Genomic DNA, 26,036 nt, shown 5'->3' on the forward strand with positions numbered 1-26,036 from the left:
CTCTCCTCTCTATATTGTCTGTTCCTGCTCCAGACGGACTAACTGAATCCCGGAAAAATCCCGGCGCAGCAGACTCTCAGCCAAAGCTAGATTAACGATGATGACAGATTCACGAGGTTCCTTTAATTGAAACAAAGGAAGAAGTTCAGCCTTACCTCGATCCAGAACAATCTGTTTCAGACTGCCGTCCATATGACGTTCCGTTTGGGGAGAGAGCACATCCATTGCCGTTGGATAAATAGCCCAATAGGTCTCCTGGGACATACGTGCTTTGTCCGTCAACACTGCTGCCCTGCGAATTAAGCCGGGATGGTACAACGTAAATACTTCCAGCATTCGATCCGATACCAGAGGTACAGGGCGCTCCAAATAATCGGTGTAATCTACATTAGGTCTGCTTTTGATTGAAAGGTTAATTGCGGTGTGATTACTACTCCCCTCCTGAAAAGAAGCATTCCACTCTCGACGCTTTACTTCACCAACCGCTTCTGTCTCTACACGATTTGTCCATCTGGTATCCTGCATCAGCCTAAAGTATCGCATGGCGATTCCTCCTTCACCGACTCCTCAAATATCGCACCTTCCAGATCTGCCCCATCCCATAACACGTTGGTTAGGTTTGCTCTACGAAATATAGCTCCACGGAGTAGCGCTCCCCTGAAATCTGCTCCGGTTAAGTTCGCATTCTCGAAGTTGATACCTGAGTACCCAGGACCCTGTATTCGACCATCAGGATGCCCTTCTTCCCCAGAAATGCCCCTGAAGATAGCCCTCTCCAGTGAACATCCATTGAAGTCAGCACCGTATAGTAGACTGTCAGCAAAATTGGTATCTCTCATATCACAGTTATGCCAACGTGTGCCTACCAAGACACAACGTTCAAAATCTGTTGATTTTAATCTGATGTCATTAAACCTGCTATACCGGAAGTCTAAATCGCTGCATATCATCTCTTCCATGTCCAGATCGTGATAGTCCGCATACATCCCACCCAAACCATCACCCTCCTCAAGCTCCCTGCCGATGTCTTCCAGGTTCCGTTCTCGTTGATCAAGGCGATACACACATTCACTGGTATCCAAATACTCCCCTACACGAATCTCAAATTCGGGCTCCACCTGCATATCCGATATCAGTTGGGAATCAAGGAGCTGATGGAAACATTGACGAATAAAATAAATAACATAGCGATGAACCAAAGTTACCTCTTGAAGTCGTATTCGATCCAGTTCAACCATCGAGATCATCCCCTGATAATCAGGAAGTGTCTTCTTCAAACGATCAAGCATCCGTTCCAAACAATCAAAGGCCCACTTGGCATCATATATTGCCTGTATAGGGTCTCTGTCGAGAAGCCATGACATATCACTGGCTTCGGCAAGATAATGCATCGCTCCCGTAGCGACTTCTGTCCGCAACAAAGAATATTGGATGTAAGCAACATTCCCTTTGGCACCAATCCGTTGACTGTGCCTTATTTTACTAGTTAATTCCTCGAAATATCTTAGGAACTCCGTAGTCAACATTGAGAATTGGCTGTTTAATGTATGTTGAAGGTCAGCCATCAGCCTGATTCGTTCAGGCTCCACTTGATTCGTATAAAAGTGCAGTAGTGATTCCTTCCGGCTCACTGACTTTCCTCCTTCCAACGTTAATTAGATTTCACTTCTGTCCCGCTCATTTGAGCCTGACCATCAAGCCTTATTTTCCCTCCTCCTCCTTCAAGAAGAAGTTCTGATCCTGCAGATAATGTAATTTTCTTTCCTGCTTTTAACGAAATGCTCCCTCCTGCTGACATACTTACCTGCTGACTACCTGCAATATGAATACCTTCATTTCCACTAAGTCGAATATAGACCTCTCCTTCTTTGCCGCTAATGATTACAGCGTCTGGAGTAAGACGTATCTCTTTCCCATGAGGAGTGCGAAAAATTTTATGATCGGGATTGTTCAGCTTGTTGGTGGATGTCGACTTGTTATCCAGTCGTGGAGCACCTGTGGCGTAAGCGTCTTCCTCATACATCGTTGGAAAATATACAGCTATTGGGTCACCAATTTCGGGCATGACATACCAGCCGGTCTCTCCCTCTGCAATATACGGAGATTGATACAACAGCCACAGTGCATCTTCCGTCCCTTGTTTATCATCACAATCAAGATGCACCTGAACCTGCCCACCATGTACACCGATAACACGTCCCATTAATGAGCTTCCAGCAATCAGCGGATTGTAGTACGTCTTCTGTCGCAATCCTTTGTGAAGACTTAGCACATATTTATGCTTTAAAATACCTCCGGCAAGTTCCGTATAAGCTTCCGTAAGATACAGACTTCTGCCTCGGAATGAGATATGGTGTCCCAGTTCCATAACTTGATCTGTCTCCACTTCGTATACAATGAAGTCACTTTCATTCACATTAACGGTCTCGTTCTCCGTGAAGTACATGAACGGAGTCATATTTTTGTGGACGGTATAACGTGTATTATCCAGCTCGATCGAGTTACCATGCTCATATACGCCGAAATAAAATTTGGGGCTGTCGAATTGAGCCGCAGGCATCAGACTCGTATGAAATCTAGAAGCCAGCCTTCTGAGAAATGCCCAGTCTGTTTCCTGATATTGCACGGCAACCTTGCCAATCTTGGCTCCCCCGGTCCCCTCATCGATCACGTCTAGTCCCGGATAATCCTGATCCAGCTCCTTTAACAATTCAGGGAGCGTCATCTGGATGTTTTGAAACGTACGTGTTCGCTTTTTGACATCCATCAGGTACGTATGTGAGATTGCTTCAACTTGGAGCGTATATACGCCCCTCACAACCTGCACTTCTACAGATAAAGGAATGCCTTTGAATAGCGGACTTTTGTTCCCCTCCTCGTCCTTTTGCCACACTTCAATCGGAGTATTCTTATCCGTAACATCCACATAACGATCTTTCCATTCCTCGGATACCATACCTTTGAAAACAAGGCGGGTGTGCTCATTCATCTTTTTGCGGATTGTCAATTCTTGCAGATGTACTAGTTCATAAGGTTCAATAATCAGGTTTTCATACGTCAGGCTCATGGACTCAGCTCCTCTCTAATTCATTTCGACAATGAGTGTATCCAGAAATGTACCACCGGGTTCCATCCAATTTTTCTTCTCATCGTCCGTACAGTTAAAGCCATAAACAAGAACTTTCTGATTTAAAATGGTGAACACCATATGGTTATAAATTTGATCATTCAACCCCTGAACAGCGAATTGGCAGTAACCCGTGGAAAGACCAGCATCCGTCACTCGAACACCGTGTTTTTTCCATTCTCGTACAGGTTGAGTTGCACGAATCACGTCAGCCATCGATTCCGTAAAGGAATTCAACTCTTCCGGAGCAAGACGATGATCCAATGTCTTGAACGTAAAGTTGATCGTTCCCGAATCATTGGTATAGATCAATTCAGGACGATGGGACGACGGATATTTTAACTGAGCTTCTCTTTCTGTCACCAAACGAAATGTGCGGGGAAGAGATACTGTAACCTTTCCCTCGTATAGCTCCGTTCTTCTCAGATGTATCGTTTCCTGTTCAAGGTGTATCATGGTTATTGGCTCGAATGGTTTAACTTCCCTTGATTCAGCAGAGGCTTCAACATCTCTGGTCTCTGTTCCCTGATGAGGTTCACCGTTCAATGTTTTGCCATATAACATCGGGATGATTTTGCGATCCATATGTTCCATAAACGAATTCCATCCTCCCATTCTCTTGAAAATTTCAATCCACAATCATACGATGTGGTCCGCCCACCGGCATACCCGAACGTCCCGTTCCCCGACCTGCATTCGCCAGTATGCGATCCAGATATCGATGAATCTGCGCATGATCGTATTCTCTGTACTCCAGTCCCAATCGACTGGCAATGTGATGCAAAATGACGCTACGTGCAACCGTTCCTTCATTGAGACACATCATGGCGAAGACCAGATCCTGGGGATCAGAGGTCCCCGTTCGAAGCAACCTCTCGGCATAATCCTTCATGACAACAGGGGATAAGGTGCTCGCCCCCTCGGCTGCATAAGGAACATGAATGACATGTAGCGTATTGAACTCCGTTGCCAAGTCGGCAAAGGTCTGATAGTCCCGCCGCAGCCGCGCCCCTTCCTTCAGCTTGAATCGAGCCAGCTCCAACTCTCTCGATGTGCACGTTGCCTCTTCATCCAAGAGCAGTTCCGAATGGCTTATCGTCATGTCACTCACGGTCTCCTCCGCGGTAAACCGAAGCTTCAGCACATTGACCCGGCCGGTAGCTTGGTATGCCAGTTCCATAGGTTCTGTCAGCATATAAAGCCTTCCTTTATGCAGCACCATCCCAGGAGCAACAACCAGCTTGTCCGGGAACACGTCTACCTCTGCACCTGCAAGAATGCCATCTGCATAACCGCGATAGTACAGTTCGATGTAGTCTCTGGGGAAATCGCGTAGTCCCTCCAACATGGATGTTTTCAGAATTCTTCCCTTGTTAAAATGCGGATACGAATATGTGAACATGAGCGGTGTTCCCCCTTTCTGTTCGTGGTCCTCACTTCATTCCGTCAAAGAAGTCCAGTTCCGACAAGTCTGTTTCAAACGGAAGCAGCTTCTGCGATCCCAGATACAGCCGTTCATTTCGACGAGCTACAGGCAACACATGGAAGCCCCAATGACGATCATCCGGAAAGACAAAAAACTTCGTCTCTCCATTCACGATGGAATCCGTATCATCCTGCGGAATTTTATCTCCGTATCGATCCCGAATGTCTTCATAAAGCACCTCTTTATAGAAATCCGGACGGTTGGCATAGACGAATTTCTGTCTCAGCTGACCATCGCTTCCGCTAAGGTACAACTCCACTTCTGCCGTCTCGAATGGACGGGAAATACTACCCGGAATGCCATCACTACGATCCAGACTGCTGATCAGCATTTTTTCACGTCCATTATGCGTGTAGGCACTTACGGTATACGGAATTACAGCGGCATCATGCGTGATGTCGGCTTGAACGCTTCCCGTTTTGCGGGCACTCAGATAACGAATCGCCCCTCGAAGGCAGGCAAGTTTAAGATCAGGCACACGCCCTTCCGCAGGTTTTTGCCGAAACTCAATGCTTCTGCCTGGAACGAACTCTTTCAATGCTTCCCGAAATACATCAATGCGACAGGACTGACCTGTCAACTTGATAATCGAGTACTGGTTCATCCGCCCTTGCCGATAGAAATCATCCAAAAACTTGCGAACCACCTCATAGATATCGGCCTTAATCAGCTGGGTAATTTCCTTGATATTGAACACCACGTCGGGGAACTCATATTCATCCTTCAACTCCCCATTCCGTTCTACCGAGAGGAACCAACGCTCCATGGTGGTGATCTGCAGATCACTGTCCCCGTCGCCCTCCATCTCCGAGTGGAATCGGTTACGCAAGATGCCGGTTTTGCGGAAAAATTGTTGCTTCATCTCTTCTGCGATTTCCCACAGGAAGTAGAAGTTTCCTCTTACCCGCAAATACTCGTCCCGTGAACGGTTCTCTCGGCGCGCAAACGCAGTCGGGATGATGTGTTCTGCCTCCTCATAGCGCTGCTCTAGCTTCTGATAAACGGACTTCACACCCTCTTCGTCCACCTGACGGAACACATCCGCACCAGGTGCCTCAATCAGGCTATCAATATCCGTCACCTGACGGCGTCCGCTATAATAGTCGGCGAATACAATTTTCATGAATTGCATAATACGATAGGTAATGTTGTGACCTCCGAAGTTCGTATCCCCATTTTCGTAGGTCGTATGGATATCGAGCTTGTACGCCATATGTCCATCCTCGATCGTAAAGGCACAGGAAGATAAATCCGTCGTTCCACCGCCACAATCAATCACGAGCGCATGATACGTCTGCCCTTCCATGAAAGCACCACGTTCCATGCCGTCAGCAAGGGTGTTATAGAGCACAGCCATTCCCTCATCCAGCGCATACGCCTGCTCAATCCGATAATCCGGAAGCATCTCTCCGAACATCTGCAAAAACTGTATTTTCATCTTCACGGGACTCGTAAAATGCACATGGCGAAACTTGCACTTGAACTGATGCTCTGCCGTTCGGATGATGTAATTCATGTACGCACGCAGCAGATCCATACGAGACACCATGGCCGCATTGCCATGAACATCGACGATTTCTTCCATTTTGTTGTAATTGTTCACCCAGCGCTTCATACTGCGGAAGACACTCGCCCGGCTGCTGTACCCTCCCCGACGCATGCTTCGCAACGCTTCATAGCCGAACTCGTAACGAATGTTCGCTGGATCCAAACACTCCGCCACACCGATTGCCGTAGGCAGGACCTCGATCCAGTCCGTATCTTTGTATGTAGGGTCGGGAAAAGCAACATAGTTAATGGCATCCATACGGACTCGTCCATTCAGCAAATCCTGGCTACTTGGCGCCTGAATATAACCGTTATGCAAATAGGCGCCTGCCGTCGTATTGGAGGTGCCAAAATCAATTGCAAGCACTGCTTCTGTCGGTTCAAGCTCCCGGATGTCCAGATCTGCCAGTGGGATTTGAGTATATTGAATATGAACCGGTGGAAGCGGTCTGCTGGAATAATAGGTCTGATATAGATACTCCGAGTCGCGTTTTCGGAAAAAGAGGAGACTGTACTGTCTGTTGCCCGATTTCTTCCAGGTCGACCCACTTCCTGCCGTCAAATAAAAGGTTCCCGATACGGAGTCGTCCTTAACCAGGTTGAAGATGCCACACAGCTCCATGCTCTCATTGACTAAAAGTACGTTGGATTCGGTTAGTCCCCCCGGTGCCGTGACCACATATCGATCCAGCTTGTCCACGTTCAATCCTTCGTACAGAATCAGTCGCGCAGGCACACTAATGCCTCCATCACTGCTCATGGGGGCTGTCATATGCCGAGAGATAGCCTTTTGTATACGCTCGAATCCGCCATCAACAGACTGATCGATCCACAATACATCGTCCGCCCCCAGAAATTTCAAAATAATCCGAATCAGTTCTTCCCGTTCCGTCCGAGGGCCCAATCCCTCAATTAACCGTTCCTTGTAGCAAATGTTCCGTAATTGGAATGTGGTCATGTCCATCAATTCTTCACGCGTATAACGCATGGTTCCTCTGGAACGTTCCCTGCTCGTGGCGTCAGGATACAATCGGTATGAATAGCCGTTCATCTATACTTCCTCCTTACAACTGCTGGTACTGCTTAATATAGGGCAATCCCGTCCTGTATCATCGTATAGTCCACATCCAGAATGCCAAAATGATGCCCCCAGTATATTTCCGTGTCGAAACGTACCGGCAGAAAGAGCTCAAGAATCAGTTCCAGCTTCTCCTTCGCTTCCGTACGTTCTACCTGACCAATATACAAAAGCAATTCATCCTTCTCCTCACAATTGGCATAAAGGGTTGAACGCGGGAACATTCGTACAAGGGTATCCCTCAGCAGATGAACCGCCTCTCCCGTATCATACAAACGGAGCATATTGCAGGCGATCACTTCCTGCTCCTCCTGCCCGAACAGCTCCAGTCGCCGCCTAACCCGATCCCCGTATACACCCGAATGCATATCCTTCAGAATGAAGCGAATATAATACTCCCTCTTGTTCATACCCTGCATCAAATCCATATCCGCCAGAAAATGAATAACCAGATCAAAGAGCGCTTCCCGCAACTCCACCTGCTCTTCATTATTGATATCGAAGAGGTCCCGGAAAATATCAAAGAAGCGATAATACGGATTGACTTCAACCGTGCCTTCCACGCCTGAAGCATTCAGGTTTGTCTGACTAAGTTCCATATAAGGCGAATATACACGTGCTGGCACAAAGGTTACGTCGCGCAGATCGGTTCCATTACGTTTGGCTCGTATAATCAGATCCCAGATGTAATTCATGCTGTACTCACACCCATTCCCCTTCGCAGCAGTATTCGGGGAAAGCCAGCTGGATTTCGGATACCAGAAAGCTCAGCAGATCATCCAGAAAAATAGCCTGTCCCGGCTGCTTCCCGTGTCTGCTGAACCTTAAAATCATTCGATGTTTATCTGTCTCAACACGGACATGGTCGCTAACAAATGCATTAAGTGGGTACGTGACTCCCAAAGCAGGTCCTGGCGCCACCACTTGTACATCTTCCAGTTCCAACCCCTCTGCTGCCTGAAAAGCGTGAACCATGCGGGCAATCTCCCCTTTGGACCGCACAGAACGCCCTTCCTGACGCGCATATTTACCGGCAAACCCTTCCCGTTTGTTGTTGGAAAACAGCGGATAGTCCATTCTGCCAATGCGGGTTGCGACAGGACCAGCTATTTTCAGCACCGTCCATGAATCAGATTTTTCCAGCGGAGATACGATCGTGATATCTTCTTCCGATCTTTTGATATACCGAATATGCGATTCATCTCCATCGACCAGATATCCGTGTTCCGTTCCGGTTTTGCGGAGTGGCAACACATGTTCATAATTGATTCGGTCTGATGCCGGAACAGGGAATCCACCCGTTTTCATATCAAGCTTCTGGATGTTCCACAGTGGAATCATATTGGTTCTTTTATAAGACTCGAACTCCTCTAGATGGATGGAAAGCTCCTTGACCGTATGTTGTTTGTCCCATGCCTCTCCATCGTCAGAACCTACTAGAACACAATCAACGAATTTGAACACATAAGGTGCATTGATCGATTTCCATGGTAGGCTGTTTTTACGAAAGACCCGGTACAATTCTTCCACTTTGGAGATATACGCTGTACTTGATTTCAACCGAACCGTTATGGCATGTCTGCCTTCACTCGTTACAATCTCCCCGCGAAATGTCCGATTACTTTTCAGCAGAGATTGGAGTTCCTGTTGCCCGCATTCCATGTAGAATGTGAACAATTTCATCTCTTCCTGACGTGCCAGTGCCTCTGAGGCCTCACTCAAATAGACGGTCTGTGGTTCAGCATCCTCAGGAATGATCGGGTACAGAAATTCATGAATAGGGTCCAGATCTTCCCGCGCGCATAATGTGACATATACATCATGACGTTCCTCCTGTGGCAACACCTCATCAAAAACACGTTGCTCAATCTGCTTGTTCAGCGTCTCTTGATACTCCACAAGATTAAGAAAAACGCCTGTCATGAGATCTTTGAGCATGCGGCGTTGTTCGAGATCCTCCATCTTGTTAAGACGGTCACGAATCATGTCTTTCATCATGAATCTCCTCCTTCCGATGACTCCTGTTCGTTCACGTCAGCTTCCGTGGTGTCGGTGCTTCCATCAGCCTTGGAGGCTGAATTACTGCTAGCATTACTTGTCGTTTTTCCAGCAGAAGCACCTGAGCCAGAAGTATCCACACTGCCACTTCCAGCCGAGGTGACATTATCAGTGGAAGAACCATCCCCCACTGTATTGCCTGCGCTCATACTTCCGGTACTCCCGGTCATATCCGAGGTCATACCCGATGTATTTGCTGTATCTAATCCTGCCGTATCCTGCGTAAGATCAGCCGCCGGTACAGGTGGGTTCAATTTCTCATCCAGCTTGTTAATTTTCCGCTCCATGGCCAGCACGCGTTCCAACATATCGATCTCCTGATAAATTTCCTGTGCCGAAGCATAAGCATCCATGGCCCCACTATAGTCTCCGGCTTCATTGAAGCGGTCACCCTTCTGTTCCAGCGTATCTGCTTGAAGCTGTCGGGATTGCCGCTTGATATCTGCACGTTTGGTCTCGGCCGTCTCCAGTTGAGTAGCAATTTCCTTCAGCGCATCCTTGTAAGCTGTCTCCGTCGCGGCTGTTCTGGCCCTTTTATACAAAATGATCGCTCCACTGTAATCTCCGTTCTGGAGTTTCAGATCGCCCTCGGTGATCCAGTCTTGCACTTGCTGGAAGGTGGTCATCTGCTCCAGGCGCTCCTGAATAACTTCCCGGTTGAACATGCTATAGGATTCAGACAATTCCAATGCTTTGGTGTAACTCGCGGTTGCTTTGGTAATGTCGCCTTCTTTCAGGTGAGCTTCCCCATCAACCAGCGTCTGAGCAGCAGCCATTTTCGCAGTCAACAGCTTTTTATGTATCGGGTCCTTGATTTTGATGGAATTGTTGCGCGCCAAGCTGTAGTCCGAGACCGCCTTGCCATACTCTTGTTCCTTGACGTACTGGTCTGCGGTCTGTTCATATTGCAGCATATCTACGGCCAATTCAGCTTTTTTCGCTGCACTTTTCACCGCGTAGAATATGCCGGCTCCACCAAAAATCAGGAGCATAACCAGCATGATGGCAATCCGCTTAATCCATTTCTTACGGTTCTTGGGCTCTTCATGAAAAATCTTGTTCACATATAAGGCTGCCGCACTATAATTCTCGATACGGGCACGCTGCTTGCTAAGCATCACTTCTTCAAGCGTATCCGCCAGCGTCTGCGGGTCATTGGCACCTTCAACCGCATCGATCATCTCGGCATCCTGAACCCCTTCCCATAATCCAGGGGTGCAGAGCACAAGTACATCGCCATCGGCCAGCTTGATCTTATCCGATACATACGGCCTGATCATGCCAGGTTTGCCCGCGTATTCGTACAGATTGCCGCGTTCATCGTGCTGATCCACACGATCCTCTGCAATCTGGCCTTCGGCTGCCAACTGGACAGCAACGCTATGATCCTTGCTTTTTAATGCAAGCCGATTTCCACGGAAATGATACAACCGGCTGTGTCCGGCAGATGCCCACACCATACGTGTATAGTCTGTCACGACAATGACGAATCCCGCTTTGAGCCTGACTCGGCGACTTTCATACTGAAGCCATTCATGTGCAATCTTGATATACTCTGTTAGTCTGCGTTTGGACATGGTTGGCTTTTCCAGAAAGGATTCCAGAATGGTCTGTACTGTGATCTGTGCGCTATTCACTTCCGTATCCGTATCCAAACCATCTGCAATGACATAACAGGCCCAATCTTCCAGCTCAACGCAGCCGTAGAAATCCCGATTTTTCAGGAAAGATCCCGCTTCCGAGACAAAAGCCGTCTTGAATTCACTGTTCTCCTTCCTCATCCGTCTCCCCATTTCCCTTCCCTGTGCGTTGCCTGATCCGTTACCATCCTTGCTCCAAAATGATAATCGTGGCATTATCCTGATGCACGAGCTGTTTTTCTTCAATCAGATCAATGATGGTCTGGGCTGCATCAAATGGCGACATGTCTTTCGCCAGTATAGTTTCCAGTTCCATCTCAGTAAGAGAGTTGTATACCCCGTCACTGCATAACACAATCTTGTCCGCCGGTTGCAGTGCAAACGGCTCGTCCGCGATTTCCATTTGTTTAAAATGGTCGTACCCCAAATAGTTGACCAGCCTTTTGCGCTGCGGATTATCCAACGCCTCTTGCTCCGATATTTCTCCAGACATATACTGTTCTTCGAGTTGAGTTTCCAGCGTATGTTTATGATTGATAGCAAGTAGCTCACCTTTGCGAAACACGGCCAAAATGCTGTCCCCTACTGCGCCCCAGTACAGCTCCCTGCCCTTGATCATGGCTGATACCAACGTTGTTCCTCCAGGAACGCCAAGTAAATTGCGAAGAATCGCCTGATTTGCCGCATGGGAAGAAGCATCCCAAAACTCCGCCGGATCAGGAAACCGCTCCAACGCTTCAAACTCACGGATAAATGTTTCTACAGCAGTTGTACTGGCTACTTTCCCACCAGATAAGCCGCTAATTCCATCGGCAAGTACCGCAAGTACACCATATGGCTCCACGGCACAGGCAAAATAATCATCCTGCTCACTGCGAGCACCAATGGTCTGTCCATTCCCGATCTGAACACCCACTGGCCTATCGTCACGTTGCCTTACCGGAATCCGGCTTCGGACGAATAACAACAACCAGATCGACAAACAGCCTGCTACCAGAACCCAATAAGGCGTTAGCTCCTTGTCGTGCCACAAGATCATAAAGGTATTCACTGTTGCTCCCATTCAAAATGCACACCACATAATGGGATGAAAATGAATTTGCTGCGACCCAATTGAATGACGTCGTAGGCAGCCAGTTCCACCGGAGAATAGACCGCTTCATTGTTGTGATAAGCAAGGCCGGAAGCATCGCCGGGCAGCAGATAGAAATTCCGTTTTTTGGGATCATATACAATCACTGCATGATTACGCCTAGAAATCGTGTTATCCCCAAGGATTCGAACATGCATCTCTTCCGAACGTCCAATAAAGTTCTTTTCAGCCATAATCCGATAATCCTGGCCCATCTGCGGACCTTCGATACACACCATCCATCCCGTTACCGGTTCAATTCCTGTCGTTTCTCCCAGGTATGGCATCGTTCTGTCATCCTCTGCTGTGCGAGGCGCGCGTGGGACTGCTCCCGCTGCTTCACTATTGCCGGAGGCCGGTGACTCGACGGCCAGATTGCAATATGGACACGTGTTTCCGTGCCGTCTCGTACTGAACATATGTCCGTTTCCACATCTTGTCAGACTCATTTCTTTTCATTCCCCCGTAAGCTTGTATAATGGTACGCCAACGTTATTTCACCAAAATTCGGGTATTGGCAATATAAATTAAGTCCCCTGCCTCAATCAGGCTGGGTTCTTCGATTTCCAATTTGGATGATCTGCTTTGATTTCCCTTACGAACACCTACGCCGCTAGCCGAGTCAATATCCTCGATAAACCATTGGCCCGAGGCTTTGTTCAGCACAGCATGTTGCGGACTGATGAGGGAGGCATATGGAGTATCGGACAGATCAATGTCCGCCTCACTGTTCTTCGAACTTTTTCCGATCAATACACTCGTCTCACCCTGAATGTACCATTCCTTCACACTTGTACCATCGTCGTCCAACAGCACGAGTTTCACAACACGTGAAGACAGCTTCTTCTTTTCCCCCTTGGTGGCAGGTATGTATTTAAAAAATAGGTATGCTCCCCCGGAGAGAACTACAATAATTCCAGTTATCCACTGGGCACTGATGTCCCGGTTAATGATGAATATGTAATACAGCACGGCTAACGAAATCATGGCGACGCATGCGTCAAGCCCTATCGTCATTACCGACCTTCCTCGTCTCACTTCCATAACCTCCGCCTGAACCGGCACGATCCATTACAGGCCACCGGCTTACTTTTTTCGAACTCCGAAATATCGGTCAAACATGGCGGACATATCCATTCCTTTATTGGGATCGGGTTTGCCACTGTTTGAGCTTTCCTTGCCTTTGGGGCTATAGCCAAAAAATTGTTCAAACTGTTCCTGCATTCGTGATGGATCAGACCATACCTTCTCGGTATTCGTACTGGATGTTGCTCCTTTTGCCCCTCCTGGATTCCCTGTAGATCGAGGTTGTTGATTGTATGCTGCCCTTAACTCGGGATTTCCGAGTGTGCTGTAGGCCTCATGTACTTGTTTGAAACGCGCTTCTGCCTGTGGATCTCCCCCATTAACATCCGGGTGGAATTTCTTCGCCAATTGACGATAAGCCTTCTTGATCTGTTCCGGAGAAGCTTCACGTTCCACACCAAGCACGGCATAATAATCTTTCATCGTATGCATTCCTGCCTCCCTGCCATATTCGGGCGTAAATAAAGATTAAGGGGCACTAGGGCCCCTTAACATGATAGCGTTATTCTGGGCCAGTCATGACTGACCCGGAACATTAGTTGCACCCTTTTATACCGGGAAGCCGCCTTCGATTTTAGTGAATTCAGTTTTGTCTTTTTTCTGTTTGATGAACAAGCTGAATTCACCCACGCCTTCGGTATCTCCGAAACGCTCTGTGTAATCCACAACGAACGCATTAGGCATGTAAATTTTGCGTACCACTTGATCCGCTGCAACCACTTCCAGGGTTACTTTACGGTAGCAATCTGCTTTTTCAGCTGGAACGAGGGACCACAGAGCAAGTTTCATCGTGTCATCTGCATTGTCACCGTCTGTTGCTGTAATAATTTTGCCACTGATGCGAAGTGTTGCACCTACATCTGTGGATCTAGCGTTGGAATCATCTGGCGTATCTGTGTCATACACTACGGTTTGGATATTATCCATTCCCAATTCGATTGTTTCTGCGCCTTCTACTTTCAATACAAAACCCATTAATAAAAACCTCCTTAAGATTAGAAAACAATGTGCCCGGCATGCTCTCCATCTGGGAGAGGTGCCGGAATATATGTATAAGGTCAGCCAATAAAGGCTGCCTCTAACACCAAAATAAATGTCTATAATTCGTTGTTTGAAGAATTATATTCAATATTAAAAACTTGTAACTACTCCAGCCTCTTACACTTTCATCGCACTGGTGCCTTTGGTAATCATGACCTCCAGGTTCTTCACGTTGCCGTTGAATACCAGATCAATGTGGCACATATTGCTCTTCTCATCGATGATAAAGCTCATGTCGTCACCCTCCTGAATGATCGAATTGATCGACCCTCGGGTTCCCAGCCACCGGCTCTTCTGACTGCTCGGATTGTTGCTGAAGAATTTGACGATATTTTCATGCTTGAAATCACCCGTCTGGAAACGGAGCAAGCGCTCAATGTAAGTACTTACGAGTGTTTTATACAAGGAATCAAAGCCATCTTCGGACATCGCCATGCTTCTCGCTTTGTATACCGTGATTCGCTTGATGTCGCTATCCTGGATTTGGGCATTTTCCGATGAGAAAATAAATCCAAAGTTTTTCCGGTTAATCGAATCCTTGATGGTGTTCGTGAATCCGGAGATTTCTTTGGTCATCGTAGTCACTACACGCAGACTGTTATCGCCTGCTTCAATATCAAAACGCACACCTGGATAATCCCGGTTCACGGTTTTGAATGCACCTCGTAGATACTCAGGGCACTGATATGCAGCCACAATTCCGGCAGATACATAAGACGCACCCACATAAACGCCTTCAATCCACAGCTTCAGAATGTCTTCTTTCTCCTTGGAAAGCTCCACACCATTCTCCGTCTGGAGCATACGACTGTCGATCACGACACCCGATTTCTCTTTCGGAATGATGGTGAAATTCGGAGCACTTGGAATGGCGAATTCGCTGTAGTCCTTGCGAGTTAATACCGCGCATTTATCAATATATTTATCGATGCCTGCGGTAGCCATGCTGCTGAATGTCGTCTCTTCTCCAGATTCAAAGCTGAAGAATACTTGTACTTTGTAGTCTTTAACGACTTGCAGAAGCATCGACAAGGATTCCATACTGTTTCCGTCTTGTTTAACCACTTTCTCGTTACCACGGAAACGGGCTCGACTGACTTGAACTTGTCCCGTATTCTCCAGTTCAACGGAAGGAACAATTCCGAACCAAATGGTGTCGGTAAAATCATTCTTCGCATTGACTGTGTTGAGATAGGTCTCCAGCCGCGGAATGTTACTGCTCTTAACAAGCATATCCAGCTTGGCATTGGCAATCAGCATGGAAGGCAGCATGCCTTTGTTTTTGGTCGCATATTGATCAAAGAACATTTTGACACCCAAAATTTTCTCCACCAACGGTTTTACGGTTTTCACAAAGTCATCCTTGGCGTTCTTGTAAAATTCCAGGTATGTATTGTAATTCTGTACTTCAACTGCCGTATCCACATCCGTCTGAACCGCGGGCAGTGGGCAGAATGTACGAACGACCAGATCCTGTACATACGGTGAAGGTGCCTCAGAGAGTGAATCATAATCTTCGGCAAACACCTGAGTCAAATCTGTGCTTGTCGACTCATCCAGAAGCATCAACTCGTTGTTATCACTCTTTGGAGCTTCGATGATTTTCAATTCTCCGCTCTCACCAATCGTGAGTTGTCCTATCTGAATCGCTTCGGAAGAAGTTTCTTCTTGAGCACGGCCCAGCAACAAGCGGGTTTTGATATCTTCGATAGCCAGTGGCAGCATCGCCATAACATTGTTATAGTTCCGGCTGGCATCTTCAAACATGACATTAAGTTTATCCCCGATATCCAACTTCTTCGGGTCCCCGTCATCCAGCTTCTCATGCTGGCCGTACATGTAATGAATTTCTTTCCGTACCTGCCGAATGTCATCCATAACCTTTTTCGGTGAGATCATATCGAGCAAATTTTCAAACTTGAAATCTACATTCGTAATCCCCTGACTGCGTTTGGTATCGATCAGAGTAAACAGCATTCTCAGGAAGTCATTGCTATGATCAATTTTGATCTCAGAGATTGCTTCGTCCGGAATCCCTTCCGGCTTTTTGAGCGTATACATGACTTTCTGGTTTACCGCATTGAAAAAGGAATACACACTGGGAGAAAACTTGTCCAAAAACTCGTCGAAGCTTCGTACAAGCAGGTGTTCATTGATCTCCTTGATCTTGTCATCATTCAGACTGTCGATTCCTTTTACGTCACCGACAATCGTGATCAAATCCATTTTCTCCGGATTGATCTCTTCAAAAAGCATCGTTCGGTTCGTTTGATTAATAATATCCATTCAGGCAACATCCCCCTAATGATGGTTCATTCGGGCGAATGCTTCCCCCCCTCCATCAATTTTTGACACTCCGCACGCACTATCAGCCTTTAGTCATGATCTAAGAGAATCATCTTCTCAGGCGATCACAAGTCCAATAGAACGAGCTGTCAACATATGACTGGAACTTATGTACCAGATTATGCCGTTTGCTTTGGAGATTTATGGAATTCATCTTAATCATCAGCGATATGTTTTGTCAATATTCCCCTATATAGGTCTAAAAGCTCATTTATGTGACTTCGATATACCTATAGAACTATTTTCCGAATTTCGCTTCACTTCCCTTCGAATCATGCCGATGATAAAGAATATCCTATAATCTGGATGATGTTCAATGATTTAAAACTAGTGGAGTTTTCCCCCTAATTAAGAGGAAAGCACCTTAACTTATGCGGTGTTGCAATATTATTCACTTATCAAAACTACGCATAACGGGGTTTTATCGTGTAGAAACAAATTTTTTTCAACAAAAATCAGTTTGATATCAAAAAACAATTGCAGTACCCAAAACAGGAAGGAGATTCAAAGCATCGTATGATATTAATAAAATTCAAAAAAGCAATTTTCACTCTCTTGTTCATCAGCTTTTTAATTTCAGCATGGGACATGGGGAGCATATACGCTGAATCATCTGTCAAGACCCAGACGTATGAAGGCCTCGATGCCATGTTTGTCCTGGATGTTAGCTACTCCATGAATGAGACCGACAAAGATCGCATTGCCGAAGAAGTTATACATATGTTTATGGATATGAGTAGTGGACCTAAGACCCGATTGGGATTCGTAGCTTATAATGACAAGATCACTTCATCCGTACCACTGATGGAGATTTCATCCTCTGGAGCTCGCAATAATCTTCGTAGCCGTGTGGATGGCTTAAAACGTTCAGGATATACAGATCTCGGACTTGGCTTACGCCGAGGGGCTAGCCTGCTCGAACAATCGCAGACGGACAAACGTAAACCATTTATGATTTTGCTCTCGGACGGAGAAACGGATTTGCGAGGATCGACGAGCAGAACACCTGCTGACTCCTCCAAAGATGTGGACAAGGTTATTGAGATGGCACAGCAAGCTGGTTATCCCATCTATACTGTGGGACTAAACCGCGACGGTACGGTTAACCCGGCAGAATTGGAGCGTATCGCCAAAGAAACAGGTGGTTCTTCCTTTATCACGGGAAGTGCGGACGATCTGCCTGAAATCTTCAATCGTATTTTTGCAGATCAGATTCAATCTGTTCTTGTATCTGTAGCGGCTGTAACTGCAACAGGAGCAATGCAGGAAGTAACCGTGGATATTCCTAACTCCAGCATGGCGGATGCCAACATTATCATGCTCTCTGATCATGCTGTCTCCGAAGCTCAGCTCTATTATCAGTCGAGCAATGTCAGCTTCATTCGGTCTGATAAATATGCTCTGATGAAGATCATTCGTCCGGTCAAAGGACAGTTCAAACTGAAATTCAAAGGCCGTAGCGGTGATCTGGTGAAGATTAACCTATTAGGGAACTACAACGTCTCTGCGGTCGCAAATATGGCAACGGAGCAGCCAGTCAAGGGGAAGAGCATCACATTTGAGGCATCACTCTACGACCAGGCTGTGGACCCTGAGCCCATTAAGGACTTGGATGTGTACAAGGGACTGGAAGCGGAACTCATTGTAAATCCATCTGATGGAAAGACAGAACGTATCCCTTTGACCAATACAGGTAGCGGATTTACGGGAAAATACACTTTTCCCAAGTCGGATCTGTATACATGGGGACTGCGGATCGACGGTCCAGACTTTTATCGAGAAATTACTCCGGTTGAAGTAGACATTACGAATCAAGCACCCGTAGCTACCGGTGAATCCATGGTGTTATCCAAAGACGACAGCAATACAGATGTCGACCTGAACAACTACTTTAAGGATGCCAATAATGATCCATTAACGTATGTCCTTGCAGACGGTGGAAGTGAGCGCAAACTCGGGGATGCCGTCATTGAAGGTAACCTGTTGCGATGGTCTTCTCTTCACACTGGAAGTTCAACGATCAAGGTGACAGCAACGGATTCTGAGGGAGCAAGTATAACTACGGACATTTCGTTGCAAATTCATTCTTTACGTGAAAAGGTACTGCTATATACAGGATTGGGCCTGCTTCTTGCTGGTGGTATTTTCGCACTGTATTGGTTCATATTGAAGCCAAAACCCATATTCCGCGGAAGACTGGAAGGATACTTTCTAGCTACAGCGAACGGCGAGGATATACCGGTGACCAATTGGCCTCTCACTTCATTGGAACGCCGAAAAGTAAGTCTCAGTGAACTGTTTGATCGCATGGACATCGGGGTCAAAGTACCGGAATCGGGACGAATCTGGCTGGAAGCGGGTAAGAAAGAAACGTTATTGGTCCGGCACGATACGAATTGTACGGTTGTCCGAGGCCGAACTCCAGTGAAGCGCAGACATACGGAAGCTATGGAGTACAACGAAAAGTTGTACATTACGTTTGAGGATGGCGTTACGGAGATCGAAATTCGTTACAAAGCCATCAAACCAAGTACCAACATCTATGTAGGACAAAAGAGAGATTCACAGTAAACACCGTGTGATAACTACGTGGAAATGAAGCACACTGATGCATGCCTTCTATCAAAATATAAAAGAAAACAAGCCAGTTCGTCCCCTTCAATGGTAAGAACTGGCTTGTTTATGTTGTTCATATATTCAACTGCTATGCTCATTTAAGTGCATCCACTTTATGAACATAGGTCACGCATGCTTATGCCATCTCATGTTGCTTTTTCGGCTCCACTTCATAGACCTGTGTATGTTCATTCTCGGCCAAAGACCATTCCACCGTTCCAGGTTTACGCACTTTCCACACCCAGGCTTGAACTCGCAACGAGCTTCTGACCCATGCTAAGGAGGCACAGCGTTTCTCAGAACGAACCGTCAAACCCCAATGAATAACACGAGCGAGCCAAGGATTCACATACTCATTATGTGAGCGAACAGATGGCAATTCATCCTGGAACAACCGCTGTTTCACGTCCATAGGGGGTTGCCCGCATGCCCAATAATGGAGCAGAGCTGCCAAACTATAGATGTCCGACATCGGTCCCTGACTGGATTTCTCTGAATAGAACTCCAGTGGAGAATAACCAGCCGATGTAAATATCACCTGTTTCTCTCCGGATTGCATAGGCCAACGGGTGGCTGAGCCGAAGTCCAGAAGTTTGGGTGTACCATCTTCCATAACCATAATGTTGGAAGGTTTCACGTCCCGATGAAGGATGCCTTGCTTATGTATGTAATCCAATGTATCCACCAGTGGAAGCAGCGTCTCCGTTATGAAGGCAGCATCAAGAGCATGATTGTGTTCATTCAGATACTCGGTCAATGTGATTCCCGTGCAGTATTCCATAACCAGATACCCCGTATCATTTGCTTCAAAATGATCCAAATACGAAACAATATGAGGATGGTCCAGTTTCGATAACAGTTCACCTTCAAGCAGAAATGCAGCCAGTAGCTCCTGATATTGCCCACCGTATCCTCGTGAAGAACAGAACACTCTCCGCTTGTCTGCCTGACGTTCAGCCAGTCTCTGTGGGAAAAATTCCTTAATGGCTACCTTGGCACCCGTGTTACGATCTCGTCCTGCATATACAATAGCCAACTCACTGCTGGCTAATACCTGTCTTACCTGATATGTATCATTTATAATCACATTGCGCTGCAATGCCATTTTACAATTGTCTTTTCTCATAACAGACCTCTTTTCAACCTTGTCGATCGGAAGACTTTCCGCGTAAATGCATCATTTGGTTCAACCCGTGAGCAATTCATCGCCAACTATACATATAAACCAAATGATGCAATTTGAAACACCTTAACGCGAAATATTTAAATATTAATTATACCACACTGACTATGAACTGGTCCTAAGCCATATGAAATTCTTCTATAGAAGGAAATATCTCTTATATACTCTATCGACAGATAAAGCGAATTACTTTATTAAACTGGAAAAAAACATTTCTCCGTCCAGCTCTTGCAGACTCTTTTTAATAATTCTTTTGTAAAAACTGCTGTATTTCCTCATTCATCTGAACCAAAACGTCCTGTGAAGGAAAATGTCCTGTATCATACTTGATGGCTTGAACATTTTGAATAATCTTTTGAGCCCGTTCAATGCACTTATCCGCAGGGAAAAAGACATCCTTCTCCCCTACCAACAACAAGGTTGGTGACGTATAATTCACCAGTTCTTCTCGCTCCGTGAGCTTGGGCAGATCTTGATCTATGCTGACGTATTTAAAAAGTTTGCCGATAATGTTTTTATCCATTTCTTTCATGCAGTTGCACGACATGTTGTCCGTAATTTTTTGCAAAGAAGATGGTGAAGACGTCATGCGGTACTTGACGAGCGGCAGCGTGATATCCTGAGCTGTTTTAATTTTGGAGTTGACCGCAAGACCCGCAGGAGCAACCAATACGGCACACGAGATGCGTTCCGGAATATAGGTAGCCAGTCTGAGGATAATGCCTCCTCCAAACGATGGGCCGATAAACGCACTCTTTTCAATATCATAGTGATCCAGCAGATCCGACACCCATAAAGCCAAACTATCAAACCGTGTGGAGATACTCGCTTCCTCACTATAACCAGGGTGACCAATCGTATCAGGAGCAATAATCCGGTATTCCTTGAATAAGGAAGAGAACCAGGACAACGTCATCGGATTCACACAATTACCGCCTTGGAGAATAAATAACGGCTTGCCATCTAGAGGTCCTGTCAGTAAAACATGCGTCTTGCCAAAACGCGTCTCTACATACTCCCGAGTAAATTTCTCACCCAACTCGTTCAAATAAATCTCATACTCTTCAAGTATGCTGCTCTTGCCTTCTTCACTTCTATAAATGGAACTCATGTCTGCCTCCTGCAATATATACTCAAATACCCCATTCTATTGAATGGACTTGCTAATCAGTGGACCAAAAAGATAAAGAGGGCCTGCAGATGACAGGCTCCTCCATATGTTTAACTAATCATATTCAGATGATTATAGAGCGGAAACTGGAAATTGTAAATAACGATTCTAATAGACCAGAAATAAAGGAGGCATCCTTTGGAAAAATTCCTACTTCCGTCCGTAATCTGCCTTGATTTCGCCCCACTGCTTGGTCTGCCATTTTAGCACTTTATTGCTGTACGTATTCGTCTGGAGCCACTGCTCCGCACGATCAATCATCAGCCAGATCTCTTCCGTGGAGTTGTCCCGTGCTAACGTCGTGGCTACTTTTTTCTGCTTTAACCATTTCATGGCATTGACCGAGTCGGTATACACCGTTTTGGTACTGCCTTCTTTCTTCAGATGTGCGAGGGCATGTACAATGGCCAAAAATTCGCCCAGATTGTTCGTGCCTTTGGAGATCGGTCCAACAGAGAAAATAATCTCACCAGTGCGGGTGTCCACCCCTTTGTATTCTACAGGTCCAGGATTACCACGTGTACCCACATCAACGGAGATGCTGTCGTAATCCACTTCCTCTGACGTTTCCATGCCAGCACTTCTTCCGCTACCAGCCGACTTTGTCTTCGACGCTCCGCCTGCACTTGAACCCCAGTTCCCTTTCCATCCAGCACGATACGCTTCTTCTGCGGCTGCTTTGGACTCATATGATTTATATTTTGCTCCGGTATAATGATCCGTCTGCGCTTTGCAATCTGCCCATGTGTTATATACACCAGGCTTCTTGCCTTCCCAGACAACATAGTATTTCTGTTTTGCCACTGTGACCCGCTCCTTTGTTCACTTCATCAATACCCTATTGTAAACGATCCGGTGGGCGGAATGAAAGCTACGGATTTAGCCAACTGCATAATTCCCTTATCTCCAGAACAGCCTAAGAAGCAAAGAGCAAACTGGAATAGAAAGGAATATACGTATGGACTGGATATGGAAATCCGTTTTACTTGTTCTTGTAGGCATGATCCTGCTGAGAATTGCAGGACGCAAGTCAATCTCCCAGATGAGTGTGGTTACAACGGTCATCATGATCTCCATCGGAACAACGATTGTGCAGCCCATCGCAAATCATGAACTTGGTAAAGCGATTGGATCAGCATCGGTATTTATCGCGACATTGCTTGTAGTGGAACAACTGCAATTGAAATTTAATTTTTTTGAACGGCTCATGAGTGGCACTTCAAAAATCGTGGTAGAGGACGGGAAGGTCATTATCCCGAATCTGAAACGTATGCGCTACACGATGGATCAGCTCGAGATGCACCTGAGGAAGGAAGGTATTACGAGTGTGGACGATCTGGAGATGGCAACGGTGGAACCCAATGGTCAACTCGGTTATGTCCTGAAACGACATGCTCGTCCCGTGACGATTGGAGATCTGGAAGAGATCCTACGAAGTTATGCAATTACATCACGTAGTAGCCCAGCAACGGGAGAACACCCTCAACAAGACAACAGCAACAAGTCTTCAACGCATAGTGATAACTCCTCAGATATTTTTCAAGAAGTCAGCAACGGTGCTCATGCTCATCCCGTTGATCCTAAGCTTCAATAATTGATCCCTACCCCCACCTAAAAAAAACAAAAGACCGGCCCTGTGAGCACTCAACAACATCGCTCCAACAGGTACGGTCTATGTTCACTTCAATTGATTATTGCGAAGATTTCTCCACGTCATCCAGACGAAAGATATAGTCCTAATCAACGTGTACTCAGATAAGCGATGCCCAAACCACCCGTAACCGGGTTCTTATAGATTTCACAATCGACATCGAATACCTCACCAATCATCTCACGAGTCAGAATATCTGCCGGTTTGCCATGGACCACAATATGGCCCTTTTTCACCACATAGAGATAATCGCAATATTCTGCGGCGAGTTCGAGATCATGCAGCGCTGCAAGTATACCAATGCCGAGTCCACGGACAATATTTAGAATTTGAAGTTGGTATTTGATGTCCAGATGGTTGGTTGGCTCGTCCAGGATCAGGAATTCAGGTTGCTGTGCCAGGACACGCGCCAATACCACACGCTGTTTCTCTCCACCAGACAGAGACACGTAATTACGATCTGCATGTCCAGTCAGATGTACTTTATCCAGAGCTTGCTCCACGATTTCGTGATCCCGTTCATTATCTGTCTCCAGCATTTTTTTGTGTGGAGTACGACCCATCATGACCATCTCGCGCACCGTAAAATCAAAACTCAATTCATTAAACTGACCGACAACGCCCATATGTCTGGAAACGACCTTCGGGCTGGATTTGAGGATATCTGTATTGTCCAGAAAAACCTTGCCTTGCTGCGGTTTGATCACTTTATAAATGCTCTTGAGCAGCGTTGACTTGCCACAACCATTAGGCCCGATCAGTCCAACGAACTGTTTACCGTTCACCTGTAATGAAATATTCTTGATGATGTCCGTGTTCAGCACAGAGATGGATACATTTTCTACGTTCAGCTTCATGGTTAATTTCCTCCAAAACCGTAGCCTTTTTTGACCAGCATATACATAAACATTGGTGCACCAATCATGGCCGTAATAATACCGATTGGCAACTCCACGCTGGATATGAGGGATCGTGCAATAACATCCGTCCAGATGAGGAAAATGGCTCCAAACAGTACGGATACAGGCATCACTTTACGATGGTCGGAACCTACCAGACCTCTGACGATATGTGGAATAATGAGTCCGACAAAACCAATCATGCCACAGCTCGCCACCATAACACCTGTCACCAAAGCGGTTAACAGCATGTACAGTCTGCGATACACACTCAGATTAATGCCCAGCGTAACAGCTGCTTCATCCCCCAACAACATCGTATTAAGAACTCTGGACTGTAAAAGGAAAAATAGAATCGCCACCAGCACGACGATACCCACGAGTGGAAGCTTGTTCCATCCGGAAGCCGCCAGGCTGCCCATGGTCCAGAATGTCACCGTTTTGATGCCTTCAGCATTGTTAGCAAAATAAATAATAAAGTTCGAAAAAGCGCTGCATAACGCGTTAATCACCATTCCGGCAAGCACCAGCTTGACCGACGTCATTTTCCCCCGAATTCCTGCCAAAGTCAGGACTAGTAAGGACGCACCCATCGCACCGGCAAAGGCCCAGAAAGCAACCCCCGTCTGACCTAGCCACCCAATCGCACCGAATCCAATAAGAATTGCAAAGGTTGCTCCAAGTGAAGCGCCTGAGGATATACCCAGTATGTAAGGATCAGCCAGCGGATTCTGCACAGCAGCCTGCATAACAGCACCGCACAGGGCCAAGCCTGCACCGATAAACATCGCCATCAGCACACGCGGAAAACGAATCTGCCAGATAATATCGGTAAAGGAACCTGCCTCAATGGGTGTTGCCCCCCACTGAAATCCTGTTAATTTGGTTAAAAGAATACGATATGACTCCGCCAGCGGAATACGAACCTGTCCAATGGAAACCGCGATCCCTACAGATATAATCGTAATCATGATTAAAGCTGCAATCAGTATAGCAAACCCGGATTTACTATGAATCAGAGACTCTCTTTTCCCCATACGCTGTGTCTGAACCTGAACCGTCTGTGCCATCTCTTCCCCCGTCAATTCATATAAAATGTAGAACATCATAAATTTAGCTATTTACAACGTGTTTTCTCGGATTATAATTGAGAATGATTATCTTTGTCAATTTAAAACACATAGAAAAGGGGTTCATCATTTAATGAAATTCACATCCGGAAGCATGTTGAGAATACAAATAAAACGACGTATCCGCTCACAATTGAGAATTTCATGTAGGTAAAGAGCTGGTTGTAGGTGCAAATCCCGATCTGGTACTCGGACAGGGCGACCTGTTCGCTGATGCAGACTGGGGCGTAGGTACCGTCGATGGTTTGAATGACATGAATATCCGCACGTTCCTGCTAACGACGAATCACAAAGGCTCACTCGATAGCCTGTATAGCGATATTGCACAACTTGGGCAGATCGTCACGGATCAAAGCTTGACATTAGTTTGATAACAAACTATATTACACGTATGAAAACAAGAGACGCTATTTCACTCATATCCAAAATTAAAGAGAAGGTCAACCGCTTTATCCTGGCCGAGATGGCTGAGCAGGGAATCCAGGATCTCGCTACGTCCCATGGGGATATTATCTATGGCCTGTACAATAATCACAGGATGACTATGGCTGAAATCGCCAAAAAAATTGGTAAGGATAAATCCACGGTGACTGCACTTGTGGACAAATTGGTGCGGACAGGATACATCGTTAAGGAGCGTGATGCAACAGATTCACGAGTTGTTCATGTGGCTTTGACTGCAAAAGGCGAACAATTAAAGCCGGTCTTTGAAGAAATATCACAGCGCATACTGGACGTGTTTTATGCGGACGTTACGGAAGCGGAGAAAAAAGAACTGCTGCGAATTTTAATGAAAATTCATAGCAACTTCTAATTTTTTTTGGAGAAATAGTTTGATATCAAA

Annotated in this window: 23 protein-coding genes; 3 read left to right on the forward strand and 20 right to left on the reverse strand. The window is 46.3% G+C overall.

Annotation, left to right across the window (positions count from 1 at the left end; genetic code table 11):
- Positions 1 to 9: 9 nt before the first annotated feature.
- The 15 genes from ACE04G_RS00545 to ACE04G_RS00615 form a co-directional block, all read right to left on the reverse strand.
- Positions 10 to 543: a hypothetical protein gene (locus ACE04G_RS00545; RefSeq protein WP_449003519.1), complete on the reverse strand. Its 534-nt coding sequence runs from the start codon at positions 541 to 543 to the stop codon at positions 10 to 12.
- Positions 525 to 1,631 (reverse strand): pentapeptide repeat-containing protein, encoded by a 1,107-nt coding sequence (locus ACE04G_RS00550; protein WP_449003518.1) that lies wholly within the window; start codon positions 1,629 to 1,631, stop codon positions 525 to 527. The genes ACE04G_RS00545 and ACE04G_RS00550 overlap by 19 nt, the downstream gene beginning before the upstream one ends.
- A 20-nt stretch (positions 1,632 to 1,651) precedes the next feature.
- Positions 1,652 to 3,067: a hypothetical protein gene (locus tag ACE04G_RS00555; protein ID WP_253502183.1), complete on the reverse strand. Its 1,416-nt coding sequence runs from the start codon at positions 3,065 to 3,067 to the stop codon at positions 1,652 to 1,654.
- Positions 3,068 to 3,082: 15 nt separating this feature from the next.
- Positions 3,083 to 3,721 (reverse strand): hypothetical protein, encoded by a 639-nt coding sequence (locus ACE04G_RS00560; protein WP_449003517.1) that lies wholly within the window; start codon positions 3,719 to 3,721, stop codon positions 3,083 to 3,085.
- A gap of 34 nt (positions 3,722 to 3,755) precedes the next feature.
- A complete protein-coding gene (locus ACE04G_RS00565; RefSeq protein ID WP_449003516.1) occupies positions 3,756 to 4,529 on the reverse strand; it encodes a DNA and RNA helicase in 774 nt (257 codons plus the stop codon).
- 31 nt (positions 4,530 to 4,560) lie between these two features.
- Positions 4,561 to 7,212 carry a molecular chaperone gene (locus tag ACE04G_RS00570; RefSeq protein ID WP_449003515.1) on the reverse strand — a complete coding sequence of 884 codons (2,652 nt, stop codon included), beginning with the start codon at positions 7,210 to 7,212 and terminating at the stop codon, positions 4,561 to 4,563.
- Positions 7,213 to 7,244: 32 nt separating this feature from the next.
- Positions 7,245 to 7,934, reverse strand: coding sequence for an iron-dependent peroxidase (locus tag ACE04G_RS00575; protein ID WP_100528546.1), 690 nt, complete (start codon positions 7,932 to 7,934; stop codon positions 7,245 to 7,247).
- 7 nt (positions 7,935 to 7,941) lie between these two features.
- A complete protein-coding gene (locus tag ACE04G_RS00580; protein WP_449003574.1) occupies positions 7,942 to 9,234 on the reverse strand; it encodes a normocyte-binding protein in 1,293 nt (430 codons plus the stop codon).
- On the reverse strand, positions 9,234 to 11,078 hold the full coding sequence (locus tag ACE04G_RS00585) for a serine/threonine protein phosphatase (protein ID WP_449003514.1): 1,845 nt from the start codon (positions 11,076 to 11,078) through the stop codon (positions 9,234 to 9,236). Before ACE04G_RS00585 ends, ACE04G_RS00580 begins: the two co-directional genes overlap by 1 nt.
- Positions 11,079 to 11,118: 40 nt before the next feature.
- A complete protein-coding gene (locus ACE04G_RS00590; RefSeq protein ID WP_260632975.1) occupies positions 11,119 to 12,000 on the reverse strand; it encodes a PP2C family protein-serine/threonine phosphatase in 882 nt (293 codons plus the stop codon).
- Positions 11,985 to 12,518 carry an FHA domain-containing protein gene (locus ACE04G_RS00595; protein ID WP_062835604.1) on the reverse strand — a complete coding sequence of 178 codons (534 nt, stop codon included), beginning with the start codon at positions 12,516 to 12,518 and terminating at the stop codon, positions 11,985 to 11,987. Before ACE04G_RS00595 ends, ACE04G_RS00590 begins: the two co-directional genes overlap by 16 nt.
- 43 nt (positions 12,519 to 12,561) lie before the next feature.
- A complete protein-coding gene (locus tag ACE04G_RS00600) occupies positions 12,562 to 13,086 on the reverse strand; it encodes an FHA domain-containing protein (protein WP_260632976.1) in 525 nt (174 codons plus the stop codon).
- Between the two features lie 69 nt (positions 13,087 to 13,155).
- Positions 13,156 to 13,587 carry a J domain-containing protein gene (locus tag ACE04G_RS00605; protein WP_221824346.1) on the reverse strand — a complete coding sequence of 144 codons (432 nt, stop codon included), beginning with the start codon at positions 13,585 to 13,587 and terminating at the stop codon, positions 13,156 to 13,158.
- 117 nt (positions 13,588 to 13,704) lie between these two features.
- Positions 13,705 to 14,130: a membrane-associated protease 1 gene (locus ACE04G_RS00610; protein ID WP_221824347.1), complete on the reverse strand. Its 426-nt coding sequence runs from the start codon at positions 14,128 to 14,130 to the stop codon at positions 13,705 to 13,707.
- Positions 14,131 to 14,313: 183 nt separating this feature from the next.
- Positions 14,314 to 16,482, reverse strand: a complete 2,169-nt coding sequence (locus tag ACE04G_RS00615; RefSeq protein ID WP_221824348.1) for a transcriptional regulator — start codon at positions 16,480 to 16,482, stop codon at positions 14,314 to 14,316.
- Between the two features lie 576 nt (positions 16,483 to 17,058).
- On the opposite strand from ACE04G_RS00615, the gene ACE04G_RS00620 reads away from it, so the two are divergent.
- Entirely contained in the window at positions 17,059 to 19,113 is a 2,055-nt protein-coding gene (locus tag ACE04G_RS00620) for a vWA domain-containing protein (protein ID WP_221824349.1), read from the forward strand.
- 181 nt (positions 19,114 to 19,294) lie between these two features.
- On the opposite strand, the gene ACE04G_RS00625 is transcribed toward ACE04G_RS00620, so the two are convergent.
- The 3 genes from ACE04G_RS00625 to rnhA form a co-directional block, all read right to left on the reverse strand.
- A complete protein-coding gene (locus tag ACE04G_RS00625; RefSeq protein ID WP_221824350.1) occupies positions 19,295 to 20,284 on the reverse strand; it encodes a serine/threonine protein kinase in 990 nt (329 codons plus the stop codon).
- A gap of 298 nt (positions 20,285 to 20,582) precedes the next feature.
- On the reverse strand, positions 20,583 to 21,452 hold the full coding sequence (locus ACE04G_RS00630; RefSeq protein WP_221824352.1) for an alpha/beta fold hydrolase: 870 nt from the start codon (positions 21,450 to 21,452) through the stop codon (positions 20,583 to 20,585).
- A gap of 210 nt (positions 21,453 to 21,662) precedes the next feature.
- Positions 21,663 to 22,316, reverse strand: a complete 654-nt coding sequence (gene rnhA, locus ACE04G_RS00635; protein ID WP_076214201.1) for a ribonuclease H — start codon at positions 22,314 to 22,316, stop codon at positions 21,663 to 21,665.
- 154 nt (positions 22,317 to 22,470) lie between these two features.
- Between rnhA and ACE04G_RS00640 the strand changes: the two genes are divergently transcribed.
- Complete coding sequence (locus ACE04G_RS00640) at positions 22,471 to 23,106, forward strand: DUF421 domain-containing protein (protein WP_449003512.1); 636 nt, start codon at positions 22,471 to 22,473, stop codon at positions 23,104 to 23,106.
- 146 nt (positions 23,107 to 23,252) lie between these two features.
- Here ACE04G_RS00640 and ACE04G_RS00645 read toward each other — a convergent pair whose 3' ends face one another.
- Both ACE04G_RS00645 and ACE04G_RS00650 read right to left on the reverse strand, forming a co-directional pair.
- Entirely contained in the window at positions 23,253 to 24,020 is a 768-nt protein-coding gene (locus ACE04G_RS00645; protein WP_221824353.1) for an ABC transporter ATP-binding protein, read from the reverse strand.
- Positions 24,021 to 24,022: 2 nt separating this feature from the next.
- Positions 24,023 to 25,099 carry a FecCD family ABC transporter permease gene (locus tag ACE04G_RS00650; RefSeq protein ID WP_221824773.1) on the reverse strand — a complete coding sequence of 359 codons (1,077 nt, stop codon included), beginning with the start codon at positions 25,097 to 25,099 and terminating at the stop codon, positions 24,023 to 24,025.
- A 460-nt stretch (positions 25,100 to 25,559) separates the two neighbouring features.
- On the opposite strand from ACE04G_RS00650, the gene ACE04G_RS00655 reads away from it, so the two are divergent.
- The gene (locus tag ACE04G_RS00655) at positions 25,560 to 26,006 is read left to right on the forward strand and encodes a MarR family winged helix-turn-helix transcriptional regulator (protein ID WP_486094110.1); all 447 of its coding nucleotides are present in this window, start codon (positions 25,560 to 25,562) and stop codon (positions 26,004 to 26,006) included.
- Positions 26,007 to 26,036: the final 30 nt, after the last annotated feature.

Source organism: Paenibacillus sp. AGC31, from assembly GCF_057334655.1.

Coding starts and splice junctions, on each gene's coding strand:
- ACE04G_RS00645 (WP_221824353.1), bottom strand. CDS start 24,020: ATGAAGCTGAACGTAGAAAATGTATCCATCTCTGTGCTGAACACGGAC.
- ACE04G_RS00605 (WP_221824346.1), bottom strand. CDS start 13,587: ATGCATACGATGAAAGATTATTATGCCGTGCTTGGTGTGGAACGTGAA.
- ACE04G_RS00640 (WP_449003512.1), top strand. CDS start 22,471: ATGGACTGGATATGGAAATCCGTTTTACTTGTTCTTGTAGGCATGATC.
- ACE04G_RS00555 (WP_253502183.1), bottom strand. CDS start 3,067: ATGAGCCTGACGTATGAAAACCTGATTATTGAACCTTATGAACTAGTA.
- ACE04G_RS00575 (WP_100528546.1), bottom strand. CDS start 7,934: ATGAATTACATCTGGGATCTGATTATACGAGCCAAACGTAATGGAACC.
- ACE04G_RS00625 (WP_221824350.1), bottom strand. CDS start 20,284: ATGAGAAAAGACAATTGTAAAATGGCATTGCAGCGCAATGTGATTATA.
- ACE04G_RS00580 (WP_449003574.1), bottom strand. CDS start 9,234: ATGAAAGACATGATTCGTGACCGTCTTAACAAGATGGAGGATCTCGAA.
- ACE04G_RS00630 (WP_221824352.1), bottom strand. CDS start 21,452: ATGAGTTCCATTTATAGAAGTGAAGAAGGCAAGAGCAGCATACTTGAA.
- ACE04G_RS00590 (WP_260632975.1), bottom strand. CDS start 12,000: ATGGGAGCAACAGTGAATACCTTTATGATCTTGTGGCACGACAAGGAG.
- ACE04G_RS00570 (WP_449003515.1), bottom strand. CDS start 7,212: ATGAACGGCTATTCATACCGATTGTATCCTGACGCCACGAGCAGGGAA.
- ACE04G_RS00560 (WP_449003517.1), bottom strand. CDS start 3,721: ATGGAACATATGGATCGCAAAATCATCCCGATGTTATATGGCAAAACA.
- ACE04G_RS00545 (WP_449003519.1), bottom strand. CDS start 543: ATGCGATACTTTAGGCTGATGCAGGATACCAGATGGACAAATCGTGTA.
- ACE04G_RS00585 (WP_449003514.1), bottom strand. CDS start 11,078: ATGAGGAAGGAGAACAGTGAATTCAAGACGGCTTTTGTCTCGGAAGCG.
- ACE04G_RS00615 (WP_221824348.1), bottom strand. CDS start 16,482: ATGGATATTATTAATCAAACGAACCGAACGATGCTTTTTGAAGAGATC.
- ACE04G_RS00565 (WP_449003516.1), bottom strand. CDS start 4,529: ATGTTCACATATTCGTATCCGCATTTTAACAAGGGAAGAATTCTGAAA.
- ACE04G_RS00600 (WP_260632976.1), bottom strand. CDS start 13,086: ATGACGATAGGGCTTGACGCATGCGTCGCCATGATTTCGTTAGCCGTG.
- ACE04G_RS00595 (WP_062835604.1), bottom strand. CDS start 12,518: ATGAGTCTGACAAGATGTGGAAACGGACATATGTTCAGTACGAGACGG.
- ACE04G_RS00650 (WP_221824773.1), bottom strand. CDS start 25,099: ATGGGGAAAAGAGAGTCTCTGATTCATAGTAAATCCGGGTTTGCTATA.
- ACE04G_RS00620 (WP_221824349.1), top strand. CDS start 17,059: ATGATATTAATAAAATTCAAAAAAGCAATTTTCACTCTCTTGTTCATC.
- ACE04G_RS00610 (WP_221824347.1), bottom strand. CDS start 14,130: ATGGGTTTTGTATTGAAAGTAGAAGGCGCAGAAACAATCGAATTGGGA.